Origin of the sequence: Pseudomonas sp. MWU347 (genome assembly GCF_017947305.1) — a bacterium.
GTDB lineage: Bacteria > Pseudomonadota > Gammaproteobacteria > Pseudomonadales > Pseudomonadaceae > Aquipseudomonas > Aquipseudomonas putida_A.
On the sequence record NZ_JAFGZB010000003.1, the window covers coordinates 185,888 to 205,458 of the forward strand.

21 protein-coding genes, 3 tRNA genes and 4 pseudogenes are annotated in these 19,571 nt (G+C 58.5%); 12 read left to right on the top strand and 16 right to left on the bottom strand.

Annotated features, from left to right (window positions below; translation table 11 throughout):
- Positions 1 to 64 precede the first annotated feature (64 nt).
- Complete coding sequence (locus KCG87_RS07205) at positions 65 to 1,129, bottom strand: 3-deoxy-7-phosphoheptulonate synthase (RefSeq protein WP_210557274.1); 1,065 nt, start codon at positions 1,127 to 1,129, stop codon at positions 65 to 67.
- A gap of 615 nt (positions 1,130 to 1,744) precedes the next feature.
- On the opposite strand from KCG87_RS07205, the gene KCG87_RS07210 reads away from it, so the two are divergent.
- The 8 genes from KCG87_RS07210 to KCG87_RS07245 all read left to right on the top strand — a co-directional run bounded on the left by KCG87_RS07210 (position 1,745) and on the right by KCG87_RS07245 (position 6,671).
- Positions 1,745 to 2,506: a carbon-nitrogen hydrolase family protein gene (locus KCG87_RS07210; RefSeq protein WP_210557272.1), complete on the top strand. Its 762-nt coding sequence runs from the start codon at positions 1,745 to 1,747 to the stop codon at positions 2,504 to 2,506.
- Positions 2,503 to 2,946, top strand: a complete 444-nt coding sequence (locus KCG87_RS07215; protein ID WP_210557270.1) for a GNAT family N-acetyltransferase — start codon at positions 2,503 to 2,505, stop codon at positions 2,944 to 2,946. The genes KCG87_RS07210 and KCG87_RS07215 overlap by 4 nt, the downstream gene beginning before the upstream one ends.
- A gap of 127 nt (positions 2,947 to 3,073) precedes the next feature.
- The gene (gene uvrY, locus KCG87_RS07220) at positions 3,074 to 3,715 is read left to right on the top strand and encodes a UvrY/SirA/GacA family response regulator transcription factor (RefSeq protein WP_024012761.1); all 642 of its coding nucleotides are present in this window, start codon (positions 3,074 to 3,076) and stop codon (positions 3,713 to 3,715) included.
- A 2-nt stretch (positions 3,716 to 3,717) separates the two neighbouring features.
- A complete protein-coding gene (gene uvrC / locus KCG87_RS07225) occupies positions 3,718 to 5,541 on the top strand; it encodes an excinuclease ABC subunit UvrC (RefSeq protein ID WP_027612674.1) in 1,824 nt (607 codons plus the stop codon).
- Positions 5,542 to 5,573: 32 nt separating this feature from the next.
- Positions 5,574 to 6,134 (top strand): CDP-diacylglycerol--glycerol-3-phosphate 3-phosphatidyltransferase, encoded by a 561-nt coding sequence (gene pgsA / locus KCG87_RS07230; RefSeq protein ID WP_003225417.1) that lies wholly within the window; start codon positions 5,574 to 5,576, stop codon positions 6,132 to 6,134.
- A 60-nt stretch (positions 6,135 to 6,194) separates the two neighbouring features.
- Positions 6,195 to 6,270, top strand: a tRNA-Gly gene (locus KCG87_RS07235).
- Positions 6,271 to 6,316: 46 nt separating this feature from the next.
- Positions 6,317 to 6,390: transfer RNA gene (locus KCG87_RS07240), tRNA-Cys, on the top strand.
- A gap of 194 nt (positions 6,391 to 6,584) precedes the next feature.
- Positions 6,585 to 6,671, top strand: a tRNA-Leu gene (locus tag KCG87_RS07245).
- An 82-nt stretch (positions 6,672 to 6,753) separates the two neighbouring features.
- Here the strand turns inward: KCG87_RS07245 and KCG87_RS07250 are convergent.
- A pseudogene (locus KCG87_RS07250) lies at positions 6,754 to 7,242 on the bottom strand (tyrosine-type recombinase/integrase); the annotation flags it as partial.
- Between the two features lie 229 nt (positions 7,243 to 7,471).
- Here KCG87_RS07250 and KCG87_RS07255 point away from each other — a divergent pair.
- Entirely contained in the window at positions 7,472 to 7,819 is a 348-nt protein-coding gene (locus tag KCG87_RS07255) for a hypothetical protein (protein WP_098964167.1), read from the top strand.
- 245 nt (positions 7,820 to 8,064) lie between these two features.
- Complete coding sequence (locus KCG87_RS07260) at positions 8,065 to 8,478, top strand: hypothetical protein (protein ID WP_210557268.1); 414 nt, start codon at positions 8,065 to 8,067, stop codon at positions 8,476 to 8,478.
- Between the two features lie 43 nt (positions 8,479 to 8,521).
- Here the strand turns inward: KCG87_RS07260 and KCG87_RS07265 are convergent.
- Positions 8,522 to 8,707: pseudogene (locus KCG87_RS07265) on the bottom strand (IS4 family transposase); the annotation flags it as partial.
- A 28-nt stretch (positions 8,708 to 8,735) separates the two neighbouring features.
- On the opposite strand from KCG87_RS07265, the pseudogene KCG87_RS07270 reads away from it, so the two are divergent.
- Positions 8,736 to 9,072: pseudogene (locus KCG87_RS07270) on the top strand (MFS transporter).
- A pseudogene (locus KCG87_RS07275) lies at positions 9,069 to 9,416 on the top strand (hypothetical protein). Before KCG87_RS07270 ends, KCG87_RS07275 begins: the two co-directional pseudogenes overlap by 4 nt.
- Before the next feature lie 38 nt (positions 9,417 to 9,454).
- On the opposite strand, the gene KCG87_RS07280 reads toward KCG87_RS07275, so the two are convergent.
- The 13 genes from KCG87_RS07280 to KCG87_RS07340 form a co-directional block, all read right to left on the bottom strand.
- Entirely contained in the window at positions 9,455 to 9,793 is a 339-nt protein-coding gene (locus KCG87_RS07280; RefSeq protein ID WP_098964164.1) for a YceK/YidQ family lipoprotein, read from the bottom strand.
- A 346-nt stretch (positions 9,794 to 10,139) separates the two neighbouring features.
- Positions 10,140 to 10,490 (bottom strand): hypothetical protein, encoded by a 351-nt coding sequence (locus KCG87_RS07285; RefSeq protein ID WP_210557266.1) that lies wholly within the window; start codon positions 10,488 to 10,490, stop codon positions 10,140 to 10,142.
- Between the two features lie 286 nt (positions 10,491 to 10,776).
- The gene (locus KCG87_RS07290; RefSeq protein WP_166495875.1) at positions 10,777 to 10,938 is read right to left on the bottom strand and encodes a hypothetical protein; all 162 of its coding nucleotides are present in this window, start codon (positions 10,936 to 10,938) and stop codon (positions 10,777 to 10,779) included.
- 201 nt (positions 10,939 to 11,139) lie between these two features.
- Positions 11,140 to 11,646: a peptide-methionine (S)-S-oxide reductase MsrA gene (gene msrA / locus KCG87_RS07295; protein ID WP_139053880.1), complete on the bottom strand. Its 507-nt coding sequence runs from the start codon at positions 11,644 to 11,646 to the stop codon at positions 11,140 to 11,142.
- A gap of 207 nt (positions 11,647 to 11,853) precedes the next feature.
- On the bottom strand, positions 11,854 to 12,138 hold the full coding sequence (locus KCG87_RS07300; protein WP_210557264.1) for a hypothetical protein: 285 nt from the start codon (positions 12,136 to 12,138) through the stop codon (positions 11,854 to 11,856).
- Positions 12,139 to 12,245: 107 nt separating this feature from the next.
- A complete protein-coding gene (locus KCG87_RS07305; RefSeq protein ID WP_007964939.1) occupies positions 12,246 to 12,476 on the bottom strand; it encodes a hypothetical protein in 231 nt (76 codons plus the stop codon).
- A 122-nt stretch (positions 12,477 to 12,598) separates the two neighbouring features.
- Complete coding sequence (locus KCG87_RS07310; protein ID WP_027612678.1) at positions 12,599 to 12,829, bottom strand: hypothetical protein; 231 nt, start codon at positions 12,827 to 12,829, stop codon at positions 12,599 to 12,601.
- Positions 12,830 to 12,899: 70 nt separating this feature from the next.
- The gene (locus tag KCG87_RS07315) at positions 12,900 to 14,525 is read right to left on the bottom strand and encodes an ABC-F family ATP-binding cassette domain-containing protein (RefSeq protein WP_210557262.1); all 1,626 of its coding nucleotides are present in this window, start codon (positions 14,523 to 14,525) and stop codon (positions 12,900 to 12,902) included.
- 145 nt (positions 14,526 to 14,670) lie between these two features.
- Positions 14,671 to 15,699 (bottom strand): DNA topoisomerase IB, encoded by a 1,029-nt coding sequence (locus KCG87_RS07320; protein ID WP_096796534.1) that lies wholly within the window; start codon positions 15,697 to 15,699, stop codon positions 14,671 to 14,673.
- Positions 15,700 to 15,768: 69 nt separating this feature from the next.
- Entirely contained in the window at positions 15,769 to 16,848 is a 1,080-nt protein-coding gene (modC, locus tag KCG87_RS07325) for a molybdenum ABC transporter ATP-binding protein (RefSeq protein WP_210557259.1), read from the bottom strand.
- A gap of 3 nt (positions 16,849 to 16,851) precedes the next feature.
- Positions 16,852 to 17,532: a molybdate ABC transporter permease subunit gene (gene modB, locus KCG87_RS07330; protein WP_003225407.1), complete on the bottom strand. Its 681-nt coding sequence runs from the start codon at positions 17,530 to 17,532 to the stop codon at positions 16,852 to 16,854.
- Positions 17,533 to 18,300, bottom strand: a complete 768-nt coding sequence (gene modA, locus KCG87_RS07335; protein WP_210557258.1) for a molybdate ABC transporter substrate-binding protein — start codon at positions 18,298 to 18,300, stop codon at positions 17,533 to 17,535.
- Positions 18,301 to 18,468: 168 nt separating this feature from the next.
- Complete coding sequence (locus tag KCG87_RS07340; RefSeq protein WP_210557256.1) at positions 18,469 to 19,533, bottom strand: nitronate monooxygenase; 1,065 nt, start codon at positions 19,531 to 19,533, stop codon at positions 18,469 to 18,471.
- Positions 19,534 to 19,571: the final 38 nt, after the last annotated feature.

The following is a 19,571-nucleotide window of genomic DNA, read 5'->3' on the forward strand; positions in this document are numbered from 1 at the left end:
GAAGTCTGAGCGATGACTCAGCCTTTGCGGGATTTTGATAAGCCCGCAAAGGCTGCTCGGATCATCAGGCTCGAAGTCGCTTGGCGGCATTCGACAGCAACTGCTCCGTCGCGCTGAACCCCAGGCAACCATCGGTGATCGATACGCCATAACGCAGTGCAGGGCTCAAAGGCTGGCAGCCCTCGAACAGATGGGACTCAATCATCATGCCGATCAAGGCGCGATCACCTTGCAGGCGTTGTTCGAGCACCTCGTTGAACACGTCGGGCTGGCGCAATGGGTCCTTGCCGCTGTTGGCGTGGCTGCAGTCGACCATGATCCGGCTCGGAATTTTCAGTCGGCTCAGGTCGGCATGTACCCGGGCGACGCTTTCGCGATCGTAGTTAGGACCGTGATGACCGCCGCGCAGCACTATATGAGTGTCGGGGTTGCCCGGGGTCTGGATAATCGCCGGGTGTCCTTGGCTGTCGACGCCGAAGTGTCGGTGCGGATGTGCTGCTGAGCGCATGGCGTCGACGGCTACACCTACGCCACCGTCGGTGCCGTTCTTGAAACCTACGGGCATGTTCAGGCCGCTGGCCATTTCCCGGTGAATCTGCGATTCGGTGGTGCGTGCACCGATAGCAACCCAACTGAGCAGGTCGTCGAAGTAGCCGGCCGCCATTGGTTGCAGCAACTCAGTAGCGATGGGCAGGCCCAGGCGGATCATCTCAAGCATCAATTCACGCGACAGGGTCAGGCCGCCAGCCATGTCGTCGCTGCCATCCAGGTGCGGGTCGTAAGCCAGACCTTTCCAGCCGACGGTGGTGCGGGGTTTTTCGATGTAGGCGCGCATCACCAGCAGCATCTCGTCTCTGACTTCATGGGCCAGGCGGGAAAGTTTTTCGGCGTATTCGAGTGCGGATCGCGGGTCGTGAATCGAGCAAGGGCCGACGACGACCAGCAGGCGATGGTCTTCGCCATTGAGGATCGCGCGGACCGCCTGGCGGTGGGCTGCGACTTGCTGGGCGAGGGCATTGCTCAGGGGCAATTGCTGTTTGAGCTGCAATGCGCTGGGCAGACGCAGGGTCAGTGCTTCGTTGGCAGAATCAAGGGTGGTCAGTGGCAGAGCAGAAACAGACGAGTTCATATTCGGGATTCCTGGGCTGGCGGCGGGTGTTTCCCGCTCACTCGGCCCTACTGGGGTGTTCGACAATTGGCCGGATTGGCTGCGTGTGTGTGCTTGCCACCTGTGGGTGACCGATCGGAGGCGGCAGGCTGTCCCGAGCGGAGGTTGCTAAATCGCCAGGCGGTAAAAGTGTCGTAACGGTAATAAGTGACGTAGTTCATGTCGTGATTCCTCAAAGTTCTGGTGTGTTGCTGAAAAATTTGGGGCCTGAAAAAACAAAACCCCCGGTCGGGAGGCCGACCGGGGGTTGAGAATTCTCTGGTAGGCGACCCGTTTTTATGGGCGCCGGTGGGTATCAGGCGCGCCAGTGGCTAAACCAATACCCAAAATAAAAGCTGACAGGAGCGCAAACGTCATTCGCCCGGGCAGCCGCAACCGAGCGCAGGGCGCTGGCGGAACGAAGCTGTGAGAGGGCGTTGAACATGGTTTGTCTCCGATGAATGCGCCGAGCTTACTAGAGGCCCGTACGGCTGAGCAATCAGAAATTGCTATCGCCATTGCGGAGGTTACCTATCGCTTGAGTGCTGCAGGCGTTGTGACACACTGGTTGCTTTGCACAAACACCAAGGATGATTCATGTCGATGTTCACGGTCGCTGCAGCCCAGTCGCTCTCCATTGCCGGTGATCTGGCGGCGAACCTCGCCCGTCATTTGCGCTTCATGGCCGTGGCGGCGGAGCAGGGCGTCGAGCTGCTGGTGTTCCCGGAGCTGTCGCTGACAGGCTACGAAGGCCAGATGGCCGCAGACCTGGCAATCGATCCGCAGGATGCTGTGCTGCAACCCTTGCGCGATTGCGCTCGCGAGCTAGGCCTCACCGCTGTCGTCGGTATGCCGATTCGCGATAGGGACAGTTCGAAGGTATTGATCGGCGCGCTGACATTAGGAGGGGATGGTTCTCTTGAGGTTTACAGCAAACAACATCTGCACAGTGGCGAAGAGCTTTTCTATGCCCCAGGTGCTGGTGGTTCGTCCTTGAGCATTGGCGGCGATACCGTAGCGCTTGCGGTCTGCGCTGACTTTTCCCATGCCAGTCACGCGGCAGCGGCCGCCGATCTTGGTGCCGACCTGTACGCAGCAGGCGTGCTGATCGGGGAAAAAGGCTACGGCGTGGATAGCGCGCTGCTGCAGGGCTATGCCCAAAACCACTCAATGGCGGTGCTGATGGCCAATCACGCCGGGCTCACGGGTGGATGGCAATCGGCGGGTCGCAGCGCGTTCTGGTCTGAAAGCGGGACGCTGGTGGTGGCGGCGCGAGGGCCGGGTGAAGTGTTGGTTATTGCCCGGCGTGATGCCGGCGCATGGCAGGGGCGGGTAGTACCCGTGGCGGTAGACCTGTGACCTGGGCATTGCGTCGTGCCGAATCGGCAGATCGGGCGTTCGCCCGAAAGCTGACGTGCCAGAACATGCTGCGCTATTACATTGACCACGAGCTGCTGTGGCAGGACGAAGCGTTCGACGTTGCCTGGGATGGGCGGGACAACTGGCTGATCCTTCTTGGTGAAGTTCCTGTGGGTTTTTTCAGTCTCAGTCATGATCGCCGGGCCTTGTACATCCGCGAGCTGCAAATAGCCGAGGTCTCTCGCAGGCAAGGTGCAGGATCCTGGGCGATTGATCAGGTTGTCGCTTTGGCTCGCGGCGAAAAACTGTCAGCACTGCGTTTGACAGTATTCAAAAATAATCCGGCACGAAGTCTGTATAAGAGAAAAGGCTTCAAGGTGTGCGGTGAGGACGAGTGTTTCCTGAGGATGGAGCTCGATTTCGGTACACTTGTGCTCTGAAACCCACGGCCGGCAAGCCTTCTATGATGAATTGAAACTTTTTAAATGATGCTTGCCGCTAGGTCTGTCTGGCACTTTTTGCTAAGGTGTCCGGCATCCCAATAAGACCATATCGCGAGGTGTCTGCTTGATTAGGGTGCTAGTGGTCGACGACCATGATCTCGTTCGTACAGGCATTACACGTATGCTGGCCGATATTGATGGCTTGCAGGTGGTTGGACAGGCCGAGTCCGGGGAAGAATCCCTGATCAAGGCCCGTGAGTTGAAACCCGATGTGGTCCTGATGGACGTAAAGATGCCCGGTATTGGTGGCCTGGAGGCCACGCGCAAGCTGTTGCGCAGCCACCCGGACATCAAGGTCGTCGCGGTGACCGTGTGCGAGGAAGATCCATTTCCTACGCGCCTGTTACAGGCTGGTGCCGCCGGCTACCTGACCAAGGGCGCTGGTTTGCCGGAAATGGTTCAGGCGATCCGTCTGGTGTTTGCCGGGCAGCGATACATCAGCCCGCAGATTGCCCAGCAACTGGCGATCAAATCGTTCCAGCCAACCAACGATTCACCTTTCGACGCCTTGTCCGAGCGGGAAATCCAGATCGCGTTGATGATTGTCGGCTGCCAGAAGGTGCAGATCATCTCCGACAAACTCTGCCTGTCGCCGAAAACGGTGAACACCTACCGCTACCGGATTTTCGAAAAGCTGTCGATCAGCAGTGACGTCGAGCTGACGTTGCTAGCTGTGCGCCACGGCATGGTGGATGCCAGCGCCTGATCATGACTGAAGTATTCGATTCCGGCGCCTTCCTGGCGACTGTCAGTGGGCGCCCCGGCGTCTATCGCATGTTCGACAGCGATGCGCGCCTGCTGTATGTCGGCAAGGCCAAGAACCTTAAGAAGCGCCTTGCCAGCTATTTTCGCAAGACCGGGCTGGCGCCAAAAACCGCTGCGCTAGTCGGGCGTATCGCGCAGGTCGAAACGACCATTACCGCCAACGAAACCGAGGCGTTGCTGCTTGAGCAGACGCTGATCAAAGAGTGGCGGCCGCCGTACAACATTCTGCTGCGCGACGATAAGTCCTATCCCTATGTCTTTCTGTCTGACGGCCAATTCCCACGTCTGAGCATCCACCGTGGCGCGAAGAAGGCCAAGGGCAAGTATTTCGGCCCGTACCCGAGCGCCGGGGCCATTCGCGAAAGCCTCAGCCTCTTGCAAAAGACCTTTTTCGTCCGTCAGTGCGAAGACAGCTATTACAAAAATCGCACGCGCCCGTGTCTTCAATATCAGATCAAGCGTTGCAAGGCGCCTTGTGTCGGTCTGGTCGAACCTGAGGTCTACGCCGAGGATGTACGCCATTCGGTGATGTTTCTCGAGGGGCGCAGTCATGCCCTGACCAATGAGCTGTCCACGGCAATGGAAGAGGCGGCAATCAATCTCGAATTCGAGCGCGCCGCCGAGTTGCGTGACCAGATTGCCTTGCTGCGCCGTGTTCAGGATCAGCAAAGCATGGAAGGTGGAACGGGCGACATCGATGTTATCGCAGCTTTCGTCAACCCGGGCGGCGCTTGCGTTCACTTGATCAGTGTGCGCGGCGGTCGGGTGTTGGGCAGCAAGAACTTCTTTCCGCAGGTGGGTATCGAGGAGGAGGTCGCTGAAGTCATGGCGGCGTTCCTCGGTCAGTACTACATCAGCAGTCCGGAGCGCGACCTGCCAGGCGAACTGATCGTCAACGTGGTTCCCGAAGACGCCACGGCTCTGATCGACGCCATCCACGAGCTGCGCGGTCGGGAGCTGAGCATCAGCCACCGGGTACGCGGCACGCGAGCTCGATGGCAGCAGTTGGCGGTCACCAATGCCGAGCAAGCGCTGGGCGCACGCCTGGCCAATCGTCAACACACGGCTGCGCGTTTCGATGCGCTGGCTGAAGTGCTGAACCTGGATGAGCCGCCGCAGCGTCTTGAGTGCTATGACATCAGTCACTCCAGTGGTGAGGCCACCGTCGCTTCCTGTGTCGTGTTCGGCCCGGAAGGCGCGATCAAATCCGACTATCGTCGTTACAACATTGAAGGCGTCACGGCGGGTGATGACTATGCAGCCATGCACCAGGCGTTGACCCGGCGCTTCAGCAAACTGAAGGATGGCGAGGGCAAGCTGCCGGACATTCTGTTGGTGGACGGCGGCAAAGGTCAGTTGTCGATGGCCCGTGACGTGCTCAATGAATTGGCGGTGCCGGATCTGATCCTGCTGGGTGTGGCCAAGGGCGCAACACGTAAGGCCGGCTTCGAAACTTTGTATCTCAATGATGCCGCGCATGAGTTCACGCTGCGTGGCGATTCCCCGGCGTTGCACCTGATCCAGCAGATTCGTGACGAGGCGCACCGCTTCGCAATCACCGGCCACCGTGCGCGGCGCGGCAAGACCCGCCGCACCTCGACGCTGGAAGGCGTTGCGGGTGTCGGGCCGACCCGACGTCGGGACTTGTTGAAACATTTTGGTGGATTGCAGGAGCTGTCTCGTGCAAGCATCGAAGAGATCGCCAAAGCACCGGGGATCAGTAAAAAGCTCGCAGAGTCGATTTATGCAAACCTGCATAGCGAGTAGAATGCCAACTCACCTCGTAGCCAGTTGTGCCGATGAATATCCCTAATCTGATTACCGTTCTCCGCGTCCTGCTCATCCCGATCTTCATTTTGCTGTTTTACCTGCCTTACCAGTGGAGCTACATGGCCTCCGCTTCGGTATTCGCCTTTGCGGCGGCAACTGACTGGCTGGATGGCTATCTGGCCCGCCGCCTTGAACAAAGCACGCCGTTCGGCGCGTTTCTCGATCCGGTTGCCGACAAGCTGATGGTGGCAGTCGCTTTGGTACTGCTGGTTCAGGAACACGGCAATTTGTGGCTGACACTTCCCGCAGCCGTCATCATCGGCCGCGAGATTGTCGTATCGGCCTTGCGTGAATGGATGGCCGAACTCGGTGCTCGCGCTCATGTAGCAGTATCCAATCTCGGCAAGTGGAAAACCGCGGCGCAGATGCTGGCGCTGGTGATCCTGCTGGCCAATCCCCGCGATTTCAGCTTCTGGGTGCTGCTGGGTTACGCCTTGCTGATGATCTCGGCGGGCCTGACGTTGTGGTCGATGGTTCAATACCTGCGGGCCGCCTGGCCGCATCTGAAAACCGACGTTGAAAAGAAATAAAACTTTTTTGAATCAAAGGGTTGACGGGGCATCTGAAATCTATAGAATGCGCCACACCAAGCGGGAATAGCTCAGTTGGTAGAGCACGACCTTGCCAAGGTCGGGGTCGCGAGTTCGAGTCTCGTTTCCCGCTCCAAGTTTGTACGCGGTTGTTGTTGTGCTACTAAACAGCGATCGTTTGAGGCCGAGTAGCAAAATGGTTATGCAGCGGATTGCAAATCCGCCTACGCCGGTTCGATTCCGACCTCGGCCTCCACTATAAACAAGCTCCGTAGATCCATGATTTACGGAGCTTTTTTATTTTCAGTGCACTGCAAGATTTAGTCTTGAAATCAGCCACTGTGAACTTGCTTCACCGGGACGTGATGTATATATTTCCCGCTCTGCTTCAAAGGCTCAACAAAGACAGATTCTCTGGTCGACTGATTTGAGCACTACAACAGCGCTACCGCCCGAATGGCGAAACTGGTAGACGCATGGGACTTAAAATCCCCCGCTCGTAAGGGCGTGCCGGTTCGATTCCGGCTTCGGGCACCATCTAAAATCAAGGGTTTGCGGGCGAAAGCTGAGGCAAACCCTTGTTTGTTTCCGGGTCGCAATTCTGACATCGGTTCGCAATTCACTTTGTGGGCATGACCTTTTTACCCTTTCGATTGCGAATGTACTGCTCTGTCATCCCTACGGTGGTATGCCCAAGTTGATCCTTGGCCCGCATGATGTCGCCGCTCGATTCAGCCTTATCAGTACTAGCCTTGGCGCGTAAATCACGCATTTGAAACTCGGCCTTTTCAACACCAACTGCCTCCCTGGCCACATCAAATCTCCTGCGCAACATTGCCTCCGTCATCGGAGTGCCGTTTTCTGCCACGATCAGCCGCGTCGAGCGGACTTTGTGTCCGGACTTCCTGGCTATGATTCGATCAATCAAAACTTTCAGCTCACCGGTTACCTCAATCCGTCGTTTGGCCTTCGTTTTCCCCTGGAGCACCCAGATTTGGCCGTCGCGCACGTTTCGTTCATCCATAAGCCGCGTGTCTGTTACTCGCTGGCCAGTCAAATAGGCCAAGTCCATGGCATCGCGCAGTCCGGCGTCAGCCTTGTCGTGCACCTCTTCCCAAGACACAGGTCATCTCCTTGGCGATGAGCAATGTGTCTATTAAAAAGTGTCCACCATGTCTCCGAACACCTGTCCACCATGTCTCCGGTACATACATAGTGCAGGCGAGAGGGAGTGCATTCGAGTGGTGTCGGCAGCGGGGAGGGGTTAAAGAAATGAAGGGGCTAAGCCGATAGGCTTGCGTCTGTATTGATGCCAAACATGAACGCTGGAGTATGAAATGCCGTTGGAAAGATCGCGAATTGGCGTGTTCGCCGCACTTATTGGCTGCACTCTTGCATCGACCGCACATGCTGCCAGCGAACATGAGATGGCCGTCGGTGGTGCAGCTCTCTACCAAGTCTGCGGAGAGAAGCATCCAGAAAAGGAGCTTTCTTTAGAGCAATTCATATCGCTACATCCACACATGTCGACTCAATTAGCAAACGACATTCGGGAATTCTCCTCGCAGCCAAAACACAAAGCGGAGCTTGAGCAAATGGTTGTACGCATGCGGACCGAGGCCACCCAAGAATTACTTGAAGTGATATGTGATAGCTATTACCGAGATGCAAAGGGGCGGGAGTAGGCCACAGTTTTCTTTCGCATCGGGGTGTGATCTGACCGGGGCTCAACCGGCATTAAGCGGATGGGGCAGTCCTGAAGACTTCCTGTTGGCACATCCGCCGCCTGAGGCTTGGCCTCAGATCACACCCCGATGCGCTCTCATAGAGAGGATCGGGTAGTTAACGACAGGCTGCGTGGCGCTGGTTGTTTAGCCCGTAGCGCTGAAGGCTGGTAGCATCGAACTCCTTTTCGGAGCGCGCAATTGCTATGCATCAGGTTGTTGAAAGGGCGTTGAACGTGATCGCAGCAGAGAGCAGCGAGCCCGAATTCACTGAAGCGTTCAGCGCTGCGCGGGCAGTCGTCCTTGAGTTTGGGGAGGAAAATCTGGCTGACCGGCTTTTTGCCGATATTCCCGATTCAATCTCTTTCATGCAGGTGGCCCGGCTCTTCGACTTTCTTGCCTGGCAGACGGAGGACAACGGGTCAGCGATGACTCGCGCTATTGAGCGTTGGCTGGTAGAAGGCACCAATTTGCGCAAGGTTCAGATCGCTCTCAATCTCGACGTCTATCCGTTTCTGGACGAGCGCGAGATGGATCGAGTGCTGTCTGATGTGGCTGTATCACTCCCGGAGATGGCTGATAGATGCCAGCAGATAATCAGCTCTCGGAAAAGTTGGTAGCACCTGGTCTACATCCCAAAGCCCGCTCTTAGAACCATCCCTTTCAAGGTCTTCTCGTTTTGGCGGCCTTGATTACCCTGCCCGTTGAAACATGAGCATGCACCGCTGTGCTTTGGACCCACGTCTTAGGCTTTGGCACCTTGGAGCCTCGGGGGCTTTTCACAACTTGTTTTGGCTGGATGTTTCTGGCTAGTTCCAACAAGCGCTGAACCAGTTTTTCCGCAGGGATAGCCATTCGCATTTAAGGAGTCGAGTGCATGGAGTTATTGCAGCGCCTGCTCGACAAGATCGACAGGTTTGAATTGCTGATCGCAGGACTGGTCGGCGCTGTCGTCGCAAGCTGGTGGCACAAAGACGATCTGGCCGACTGGCACGCCTGGCTGATCTTCCTGATCACCGGCATCGCTTGCTCGCTGTACCTGACGAGCAAGGTCAGCACCTATCTGGGTGTGACTGAGCCGAAGATTGTCGCGGCATTGGCTTCCTGCTGGGCACCTTCGGCGGATCGCTCTTGCGGCCATCAACCGAGCCATCAGAGCCGCTGACCTCCGGGTGCTCATTCGCCAGCGGTTCGGGGGAGGCAATCCACCATGAGTTTTGAACTGATCAACTCTATCGCCTGCGGCTTTATTGCCTTGTGGGCGACTTGGTGTGTTCTGAGCGGTCGAGTGCGGGACGGAATCCTCGGCAAGCTGATCTAGTCAGCGATCGCCATCAGCGGGTTTGTGGTGATGAGCCGCAACCAGAACATCTTCATCATCGGCCCGACCACCGCCGGGATCACGCTTCACGTCTCGCTGGCCCTTGCCGGTATGCGTCACATCTTCATGGTCATCTGGTGGCGGCGGGTGAAGGCCTGCCTGTGCCGAACGCTGAACTGTGAGCACTGCATGCGTTGTGAAAAGACGCCGGGCGGGATCGAGCGGCGCGGCAAGTAGGTCGCGCCACCATCTCATCGAAGTGGTCAGTACAGTTGCTACTCGAAACGAGCCTTCTTGATATCGCCGTGCTTGTTCTGCAGGTAGATGGAATAGGGCAGCACGACAGTGTCTGTAACCGCTGAGAGCCCCATGTCGAGAACAATAAGTGCGGGCGCAGGATATCCATCGAAACCAGTGCTTCGCCGTGGTTCCGCGTCTAGCGTGCAGTAATTAAAGACTGTACCGCTGTAGATTCGCGGAACCGAGTCACAATGGGAATGCCAACGAGCCAGTTTATTGCTAGCCACGGCATCGTCCCTGAAGGTCGTGTTTATCGTTCCGCACCCGGTCACTGAAGCGGCCGCGAGCATCAAAACAATGTATCTGAAGGTCATTGGTCGATTCCGTTCGAAAGAAATGAATGGTAGCTGTTTATCTGGAGTGAAGAATTCCAATTTTCCAGGTCGCGACACGTTTCGCTAATCAGCAAATTGTGTCGCGACACGGGAGCAGCGCATGACCGCATAAATTCATGACATTGCGGATCAGCGATCACACCTGACGGTAACGGCTGAAGACGTTGTCCACGTGCTGCCCTGTGACCTTGTGCGTTCAGTGATCGCCGGCGAAAAAACATCCGCAATCCTGACAGAGCCAGTCATGCGCCGGATCATTGAAGAGTGGTTCGGAATGGTGATGGTGCGGTAGGCGTGCCGCAGGGATACTGCGGCTTTGACTTGGTTACTTGAATGCGAAGGTAATCTTAGCGCTGACTAGAGCTTGTCCGTTGATTGTTACCTTGCAGAATTTCACGGGGGTGGATTTTGCCCCGTCGGCCTCATCTGGCTCGCATTCAAGAAGGCCCGTCTTGTCACCGAATGGCAGTTGTTCGCCCTTTGTGGCTTTACTGAGGTCTATTCGGAACGGTTGACGGTAGTTCACGCCTGCGAGAACTTGTGGCTCGCCATCGCTCATAAAGCCCGAGCGCGGAGTGGCGCACAGAGTACCTACAATCCGCTTGCCATCAATAATGTTGGCATCTGTGTAGCAAACAATTTTTCCAGCCTCGGTGACGAGATTAGACGGACCCAAGTTGGTCCAGGTCTCTTCTGGAATCGCGACGCATCCGAAGAGAGTTGCGGCAGCAGTCCGGATCGATCTACCACGCTTACGACCGCAAGCTGAACCAGTGCTTCGACTCTGTGCTGCCCGGTGAGCCGCTGTTTATCGGCATGGACTTCAACGTCGGCAAGATGGCGGCGATGTTTTTAACGTTGACGAGAAATCAGGCCCAGCCCCGCGCTGGGCTTTTTTGTATCTGCTGTTCGGCCAGAAAACAAAAAGCTCAGGCATACCCGGGCCGGTTCAGGGAATACATTCAGCGCGAATCAACCTCTTTTGCAGCCTGGGCGTTTGATCGTTCCTTGCGCCTGCGCAGCCAGCTGAAGAATGCATGTACCGGGTGCAAAAACGCAGCCAGTACGCACAGTAGCATGATGGTGAAAATGGCAATCAGCGGGAGGCTTTCGTGCGAGAACATGGTGGGGTACTCCTGTAGGCACTATGTTGGAACCCGCAGGCTAGACGCTTTGAGCCATGCTTGCGATGAACGTATGTTCATCCTCGGGCGCTTGAACTGTGCTACGGAAGGCTCACCAAAATGATCGATTCCAGAGGTGCGCAAGTGCCGGCCTTCAGTTGAGGCCAGCGCCGTGCGTTGAGTGATTACGCAGGTGTGTTTTCAGCTGCGTTTCGGCAGCTTCCAGTTTGGGCGGATGAAATGGCAGGTGTAACCGTTCGGTATCCGCTCCAGGTAGTCCTGGTGCTCAGGTTCCGCTTCCCAGAACGGCCCCGCCGGTTCGATTTCGGTGACTACTCGGCCCGGCCAGAGACCGGAAGCGTCAACGTCGGCGGCGGTATCCTCGGCGATGTCGCGTTGCTCTTCGCTGAGATAATAAATCGCCGAACGATAGCTGGGGCCGAGATCGTTGCCTTGACGGTTGGGCGTACTCGGATCGTGGATCTGGAAGAAGAACTCGAGGATCTGCCGGTAGCTGATCACCGCCGGGTCGAAGATGATTTCGATGGCTTCAGCGTGATTGCCGTGGTTGCGGTAGGTGGCGTTCGGTACATCGCCGCCGCTGTAGCCGACTCGCGTCTGCAATACGCCGGGATAACGCCGCAGCAGGTCCTGCATGCCCCAGAAGCAGCCCCCGGCGAGAATCGCGGTTTCGGTTTGTCCGGTCATGATTTTTTGCCTCTCGCTGACTGTGGATACGGTTCTGGTTATGAGGGCGCGTTGGCTATTTGCAAGCTTGCCTCAGGGCTACGGGCTGCTCGAACCGGTGTTTTCAACAAAAAGCCCTGACGATAAGGCCAGGGCATTGATGGGTTCGAGCGGTGAATTCGGGACAATTCACGTCGAGTGATGGACTAAAAACACGACATCAATCGGTTATACGAACGCTTGCCCGAAAAAGCCCCTTGGCAGGCGCTGCGGCCCGGCCAGCGCGGTCAGGCGTTCGATCCACTCCGAACGCCAGTTCGACGCACCATGATCAGTTTTGGTGTGGCGCGCTGCGCGGCGTGCGGCATTGCGCTGGATCTTGCGTGCTTCTTTGTAGGCGTCTGTGTTGCGGCAGCTGCGGCATTTGACGCGATTGAGTTCCAGGCTTGAGGCAAGGTTGTCGCCCTTGTGACCACAAGCCAGATGTCCGTCTGTTTTGAAATGGATAACCATGAACCGTCTCCTGGGTGACGTGTACAGGTTTTGACCGCCCACACCTCGGGGCGTTCGGTACATCGGCCAGACGGTACGCCGGTTAGCTGTCGTTTATCGCGGTGCAGTCATCTGAAACGTGGCAGTGGCCGTTCGACCGGTTGTAGCGACGACAGGGTGCTGCGGATCAGCGGTGTGTCTTTTTCGATGTCGTTCAGTCGATCGCGGATGCGCAGGGCAGTCGGATGGCCGCCTTGATGATCGACCCAGTCGGCGATTTCCTTGCAGGCCGCGGCAAGTCGCGCCTGACGAGAGTCGAGCAAGGTGAGGAGGGTGGTGATGGACTCTTTTTCGGACATGGAACACCTCCGTTCAGACAAACCGTTGAGAGGCAGCAAAAAGCCCGCGGGCTGCGAGCTCTCTGCCGTTGGGGCGCTGGTCCGTCAGCTGCTTTGAGTATAGACCCCGCCTGTCAATTGCATCAGCCGGCCGATTGTCGCGCCGGCAGCGGCGAGCTGGCCGCATTGAGCCGTCGGCATTCGCGTCGGGCATCTTCCTCAAGATCGTAGCCGTCGCCGATGAAGCCGCCGGTGCGGGTGTCGTTGATCCGAAACCAACTGCTGGCCTCAGCGGGTTCATGCTTACTTTCCCCGGCGCGGCGGCCGTGAATGATGATCTTGTTGCAGCGTTTTACGACAAAGATGTCTTCCATGGCGTCACCACAGCAAATAGGTGTCAGATCAACTATAGAAGCCTTGGCCAATCGTGCAAAAAATAGCCAGTCAGTTCGTCGGTTGCAGCCGCCACTCCGTGGCATGCCAATCCAGGCGGTGCGTCGGTTTCAACGCCTGTAGAAACTCAGTGTCGTGGGAAACCGCAACAATTGCGCCGGGAAACGTCTGCAATGCCTGCTCGAAAGCCTGAACCGATGCCAGATCCAGATGATTGCTCGGCTCATCGAGCAGCAACAATTGCGCAGGTGTCTTGCCCCACAAGGCCACCGCCAGCGCGGCTTTCAAGCGTTCGCCACCGCTCAGTGAAATGCTCGGTCGGGTCACCCGCTGCGCGTCCAGTTGTAGATGCGCCAGATGGCTGCGCAATTCGCTCTCACTCAACGGACTCTGCAGCGCGAGCAGTTGCTCGATGACGCTGAGACGGTCATCCAGCAGCTTCAGATGCTGGTCCAGATAAGCCGCAGGAACATGGGTGATGCATTCGCCGCTGGCGGGATGCAGTTGACCCGCGAGCATCCTGAGCAACGTCGATTTGCCGCAGCCATTCGGACCATTGACGGCGACGCGCACAGGACCGCTCAGCGTGAGATTGAACGGTTGCGCCGGCAACCATGGCACGCAGGCATCAATCAGCGTACAGACTTTGCGCGCAGCAGGCACTGCGCTGCCGGGCAGGTTCATCAGCACCGCATCATCCGCGAGCACTTTGGCATAGGCATCGCGCACCCGTGCATCAAGCTCCGATTTGCGCTGCTGATGACCATGACGCACCTGGCCCATGATCTGCCTCGCGGCGCCTTTGAGGCCGGCGCGTTCGAAACCCGAGACGTTGGCGGTTTTGGCATTGCGCAGTGAGCGGGCGGCATGCCGCTGGATGGTGTCGTGCTCGTTTTGCAAGCGCTGCTGCTCGCGCCGGCGCTCGGTTCGGCTTTGATCCAGCGTCGCTTGCGCCGCCGCCTGATGGATCTGTCGTTGCTGCTGGTAAGCGGAAAAATTGCCGCCGTACACCGTGACACCCAGCGGCGTCAGCTCGACGATACGCTGCATGCGTTCAAGCAATTGCCGATCGTGGCTGATGACGATCAATCCGCCGCGCCAGCGTTCCAGTTCGCTCATCAACCAGTCGCGGCCGGGGCCGTCGAGATGATTGGTCGGCTCATCCAGCACCAACAGGCGCGCCGGACTCAGAAACGCCCCGATCAAGGCCAGCCGTGCCTGCTGGCCACCGCTCAGCGGTTGGGTCAGATCCGTGGGAGCAATGTCCGGCAGACCGGCGTTATCCAGCGATTGGCGCAGGCGTTCGGGCAGATCCCAGCGCTCGCCGAGGATCTCGAAATCTTCTGCTGCCGCCTCGCCAGACTGCAGCCGTTGCAATGCGCGAAGGGCGGCGGTGGTGCCGGTGGCGTCGGCCACGGTCTGTCCCGCTTCGGTGGTGAATGTTTGCGCTACATAGGCCAATGGAACCGAGCACGTCAGGCTGCCGGCAGTCGGTTGCAAGTGCCCGGCGATCAGCTTGGCCAGCACGCTTTTACCGACGCCGTTGCGCCCGACGATGGCGGTGTGGGTGTGATCGAATTGCAGATTCAGGTCGTTGAAAATCGTCTCGCCATTAGCGAACTGAAAACTGGTTTGATTCAGGGAGACGAGGGCAGGCGTACGCGAGACGTGAGTCATCGGCACCTCCGAAAAATGTCGTGAAGACTGACAGGCGCTATTCAGCGCTTATCGCGATTACATTTTCAGAAGGCTTGATTGTTCACTGTCTGCGGTCGTCCGGACGGGGGAAAGGTGGCTAGCCTAGATCACCCATCCGCCGCGATCAAGACGCGTCCATCATTTGCTCGAGAAACATCGCCAGCGCCACTTCCTCGGAGCGCAAGCCCTTGCGCACCCTAGGGCGTGGCAGTTCGGCCAGCGCGCCGAGCAGGAAGCGCTCGACCACGGCTGGATGGATGTAGCACTTGCGGCACACCGCCGGGGTGTTGCCCAGCTGTTTGGACACGCTCTTGACCATCTCCACCACATGCCGTTTCGCCTCGGCTTCCGACTCCCATTGCAGTTCGCGTAATACCGCCAAAGCCAGTGCGCTGCCGGCCCAGGTGCGGTAATCCTTGGCGGTGAAGTCGGCACCGGTGAGGGTTTGCAGGTAGCTGTTGACGTCATGGGAACTGACGGTGTGCCGCTCGCCGTTTTCGTCCAGATACTGAAACAGATTCTGTCCGGGGATTTCCAGGCAGCGCTTGATGATGCGCGCCAGGCGACGATCCTTGACGGTGATCTGGTGTTCGATGCCGCTTTTGCCGCGAAACTGGAACAGGATCGCGCTGCCGTTGACCTCGACATGCCGGCTGCGCAGGGTGGTCAGGCCATAGGAGCGGTTGTCCCGCGCGTATTGGGTATTGCCGACACGAATCAATGTGGCGTCGAGCAGCGTGATGACCGTGGCCATGACTTTGTCGCGGCTGAAGCCGGGGGCGTCCAGCAGGGTTTCAAGCTGTTTGCGCAACTTCGGCAATGCCATGCCGAACTCACGCAAGCGCGAGTACTTGTCGGCATCACGCACCTCGCGCCAGCGCGGGTGATAGCGATACTGCTTGCGGCCCCGGGCATCGCGTCCGGTGGCCTGCAAATGGCCACGCGGATCGGCGCAGATCCACACGTCGGTGTAGGCCGGCGGCACTGCCAGCGAATTGATCCGTTTGATCTCATCAGGGTCGGTGATGCGCTGCCCGGCCGGATCGAAATAGGCGAACTTGCCGCGCAGCTTTTTACGGGTGAGGCCGGGTTGGGTATCGTCGACGTAATGCAGGTCGGGCGGTAAGACGTCGGCTAGTGCGGTGTCGGGCATGGCGGTGTCCTTGGCGAATCGCTCTGTTACAGCGATTGACCGCGCGCCGTGGCCGTCGTGCCAACCAATTCAGGCCAGCACGGCGACGGCCTTGATCTGCGCCCATAAATGCTGGCCCGGGTGGATGCCGAGCTGATCCCGGGAAAACCGCGTGATCCGCGCCAGCAACGGTGTGCCGCCGGCATCGAGCCGAATCAGCACATGCGCGGCATTGTCCGCCGCCAGCTCGCTGACCACGATCACCGGCAAGCGATTGAGGATGCTGCTGGCCTCGCTGTTGTGCAGGGCCAGACTGATATCGCGGGCGTGCACCTTGCAGCGCAGGGCCTGACCGACCGCCATCGGCGCGTGAGTCACCCGGATGTTCATGGCAGTCGCCGGCAATTGCAGACTCAGCAACTGGTACTCGGCATCATAGGCGCTGACCTGGCCTTCGATGATCACTCCGGCGTCATCGCCCAACGCCATTGGCAGGTCCAGCCGGGCAAGGGTCTCGCCAATCGGGCCGCTGGCCAGGGCCTTGCCGTCGCTGAGCAGCACCAGATGATCGGCCAGGCGGGCCACCTCATCCTGCGCATGGCTGACGTAAAGCACCGGGATGTCCAGCTCGTCGTGCAGACGTTGCAGGTACGGCAGGATTTCGTTTTTGCGCTGGCTGTCGAGAGCGGCCAATGGCTCATCCATCAGCAACAGTTTCGGGCTGGTCAACAGCGCGCGGGCGATGCCGACACGCTGACGTTCACCCCCGGACAGATGCTGCGGATGACGCTCCAGCAAATGACCGATGCCCAGCAGTTCGGTGGCTTGCGCCATGTCGACCCGGCGCTGACCCTTGGCAATGCGTTTAAGGCCAAATTGCAGGTTGGCCAGCACTGACAGGTGCGGAAACAAACTGGCTTCCTGGAACACGTAACCGATTGCACGTTTGTGCGGCGGGACAAAAATCCGCCGTTCGCTGTCCTGCCAGACTTCGTCGTTGATCTGAATGAAACCCTGCTCGGCTCGCTCAAGCCCGGCGATACAGCGCAGGCAAGTGGTTTTGCCCGACCCGGAATGGCCATACAGCGCAGTCACGCCACGCCCCGGCAAGTGCAGATCGACATCCAGGCTGAAACCCGGATAAGTGATTTTCAGACGTGCATCAATCATCGATCAGCTCCAGCCCGCGCGGGTCTTGCGGCTGGAGTAGAGCGCCAGCAACACCAGAAACGAAAACACCAGCATCGCCCCGGCCAGCCAATGGGCCTGGGCATATTCCATCGCCTCGACATGGTCGTAGATCTGCACCGAGACCACGCGGGTCTTGTCGGGAATGTTGCCGCCGATCATCAGGACCACGCCGAATTCACCAACGGTATGCGCGAAACCGAGGATCGCCGCCGTCACGAAACCGGGGCGGGCCAACGGCAGGATCACGCTGAAAAAAGTGTCCCAGGGATTGGCGCGCAGGGTCGCGGCCACTTCCAGTGGGCGGGTGCCGATGGCGGAGAACGCGTTCTGCAACGGTTGCACCACAAACGGCATGGAATAGATCACCGAACCGATCACCAGCCCGGTAAAACTGAAGGTCAGAGTGCCCAGACCCAGCCATTGCGTGAAGTGGCCGAGAAAGCCATTGGGCCCCATCGCCAGCAGCAGATAAAAGCCGATCACGGTCGGCGGCAGTACGAGGGGCAGGGCGACGATTGCGCCGATGGGGCCGCGCAGCCAGGAACGGCTGCGCGACAACCACAGGGCAATCGGCGTGCCGACGACCAGCAGGATAGCGGTGGTCAGGGACGCCAGTTTCAGGGTCAGCCAGATCGCCGCGAAGTCGGCACTCGTCAGCGACATTTAGAGCTGGTAACCGTAGGACTTGATCACCGCAGCGGCTTTCGAACCCTTGAGGTATTCAACCAGCGCTTTGGCGGCGGCGCTGTCCTTGCCTTTGTTGAGAATCACCGCGTCCTGTTTGATCGGGTCGTGCATGCTCGCTGGAACGATCCACGCCGAACCGCTGGTGACCTTGCCGTCCTTGTAGATCTGCGACAGTGCGACAAAACCCAGTTCGGCGTTGCCGGTGGACACGAACTGGTAGGCCTGGGTGATGTTCTGGCCTTCGACGATCTTCGCCTTGGTCGCCTCAGTCAGATTGAGTTTTTCCAGCACTTGAGTAGCGGCCAGACCGTATGGCGCGGCTTTCGGATTGGCGATGGACAGGTGCTGGTATTCATTCTTCTTCAGGACTTCACCTTTGGCGTCGACATAACCATCTTTCGCCGACCACAGGGCCAGGGTGCCGATGGCGTAGGTGAAGCGCGAACCCTTGACGGTGTCGCCTTCTTTTTCCAGTTTTTCCGGCGTGGTGTCGTCCGCCGAGAGGAACACTTCGAACGGCGCGCCGTTTTTGATCTGGGTATAGAACTGACCGGTGGCACCGTAGGCGGCGACCAGTTTGTGCCCGGTGTCTTTTTCGAAATCGGCAGCAATTGCCTGGATCGGCGCGGTGAAGTTGGCGGCAACGGCCACCTGCACTTCATCAGCCTGAGCGGTACCGAAGGCGAATACCGAAAGCAGGGTGGCCAGGCAGGTTGGGGCAAAACGTGGGGCACGAATGGTCATGTAACAGCTCCGTTATGGGCGAGTGCAGAGGGCAGTTATTGTTGGAGGTGGACTGCACCGATGCGAAGGGTGGAACGCTATATAGCGAAATATATAGCGAAATGCCGCTAAACAGGAAGTGCTGGTGAACACAGGGTGAGGTGGTGCCATGTCTCACCCTGCGCCGGATCAGCGGCGGAGCAGTTTTGCCAGAGCGCCATCCGCCAGTTGCCGGGTCAGATCAGCGCTGTTCAGCTCTTCGCCCAATGGGAACGCCTGACCGGCCCAGAGGTTGCTGAACTGCGCTTCACTTTTGGCACGCAACGGCATCAGCGCCCCGCCGGCCAGCGGGAAGGCCGGGGCTTTCGGTGACATCGGGCCGATTTCGCGCATCACCCGATTGAGAATGCCGCGAGCCGGGCGGCCGGTGAACAGGTTGGTAATCGCAGTTTCACATTCCTTGGCGCTGCGCAGCGCCTGGTGATGCGAGGCGCTGACTTTCGCTTCCGGGGTGAACAGATACGCGGTGCCGACCTGCACCGCTGACGCACCGAGTACCAATGCTGCGGCGACACCGCGTGCATCGGCAATGGCGCCGGCAGCGATCACCGGCACCTTGACCGCATCGACGATCTGCGGCACCAGCGCAAAGGTGCCGACCTGACTGCTCAAATCATCGCTGAGAAACATCCCGCGATGCCCGCCAGCCTCGTAACCCATGGCGATGATCGCGTCGCAACCGTTTTGCTCAAGCCACATCGCTTCATCGACAGTGGTGGCGGACGAGAGGATTTTCGCGCCAGTGGCCTTGACCCGATCCAGCAGGGATTTTTCGGGCAGACCAAAGTGAAAGCTCACCACCTCAGGACGAAACTCTTCGAGCACGGCGCACGCTGCCGCATCGAATGGCGCGCGGTTGGAAACCGGTGTCGGTGCGTCGAAATCCACGCCCAATTCGCGGTAGTAAGGCTCCAGCAGGTTTTTCCAGTCTTGCGCGCGCTGCTCATCGGCGGCCGGTGGCTGGTGGCAGAAGAAATTGACGTTGAACGGTTTGCGGGTGTGCTCGCGAATGGTCTTCAGCTCTTCGCGCAACTGCTCGATGCTCAGCATTGCGGCAGGCATCGAACCCAAGCCGCCGGCGTTGCACACGGCGATCACCATTGCCGAAGTCGTGGCGCCGGCCATCGGGGCCTGAATGATCGGCAGCTCGATGCCGAGCAGGTCAAGAATGCGAGTGTCAGGCCATTGGCTCATGAAAGCGGTTCTCCGAACGATGAAACGGGGCAGGGACG

Bases quoted from the DNA above. Each gene is read 5' to 3' on its own strand.
- KCG87_RS07205 (WP_210557274.1), bottom strand. From the start codon at position 1,129: ATGAACTCGTCTGTTTCTGCTCTGCCACTGACCACCCTTGATTCTGCC.
- KCG87_RS07210 (WP_210557272.1), top strand. From the start codon at position 1,745: ATGTCGATGTTCACGGTCGCTGCAGCCCAGTCGCTCTCCATTGCCGGT.
- uvrC (WP_027612674.1), top strand. From the start codon at position 3,718: ATGACTGAAGTATTCGATTCCGGCGCCTTCCTGGCGACTGTCAGTGGG.
- pgsA (WP_003225417.1), top strand. From the start codon at position 5,574: ATGAATATCCCTAATCTGATTACCGTTCTCCGCGTCCTGCTCATCCCG.
- KCG87_RS07255 (WP_098964167.1), top strand. From the start codon at position 7,472: ATGCCGTTGGAAAGATCGCGAATTGGCGTGTTCGCCGCACTTATTGGC.
- KCG87_RS07260 (WP_210557268.1), top strand. From the start codon at position 8,065: ATGCATCAGGTTGTTGAAAGGGCGTTGAACGTGATCGCAGCAGAGAGC.
- KCG87_RS07280 (WP_098964164.1), bottom strand. From the start codon at position 9,793: ATGACCTTCAGATACATTGTTTTGATGCTCGCGGCCGCTTCAGTGACC.
- KCG87_RS07290 (WP_166495875.1), bottom strand. From the start codon at position 10,938: ATGTTCTCGCACGAAAGCCTCCCGCTGATTGCCATTTTCACCATCATG.
- msrA (WP_139053880.1), bottom strand. From the start codon at position 11,646: ATGACCGGACAAACCGAAACCGCGATTCTCGCCGGGGGCTGCTTCTGG.
- KCG87_RS07300 (WP_210557264.1), bottom strand. From the start codon at position 12,138: ATGGTTATCCATTTCAAAACAGACGGACATCTGGCTTGTGGTCACAAG.
- KCG87_RS07305 (WP_007964939.1), bottom strand. From the start codon at position 12,476: ATGTCCGAAAAAGAGTCCATCACCACCCTCCTCACCTTGCTCGACTCT.
- KCG87_RS07310 (WP_027612678.1), bottom strand. From the start codon at position 12,829: ATGGAAGACATCTTTGTCGTAAAACGCTGCAACAAGATCATCATTCAC.
- KCG87_RS07315 (WP_210557262.1), bottom strand. From the start codon at position 14,525: ATGACTCACGTCTCGCGTACGCCTGCCCTCGTCTCCCTGAATCAAACC.
- KCG87_RS07320 (WP_096796534.1), bottom strand. From the start codon at position 15,699: ATGCCCGACACCGCACTAGCCGACGTCTTACCGCCCGACCTGCATTAC.
- modC (WP_210557259.1), bottom strand. From the start codon at position 16,848: ATGATTGATGCACGTCTGAAAATCACTTATCCGGGTTTCAGCCTGGAT.
- modB (WP_003225407.1), bottom strand. From the start codon at position 17,532: ATGTCGCTGACGAGTGCCGACTTCGCGGCGATCTGGCTGACCCTGAAA.
- modA (WP_210557258.1), bottom strand. From the start codon at position 18,300: ATGACCATTCGTGCCCCACGTTTTGCCCCAACCTGCCTGGCCACCCTG.
- KCG87_RS07340 (WP_210557256.1), bottom strand. From the start codon at position 19,533: ATGAGCCAATGGCCTGACACTCGCATTCTTGACCTGCTCGGCATCGAG.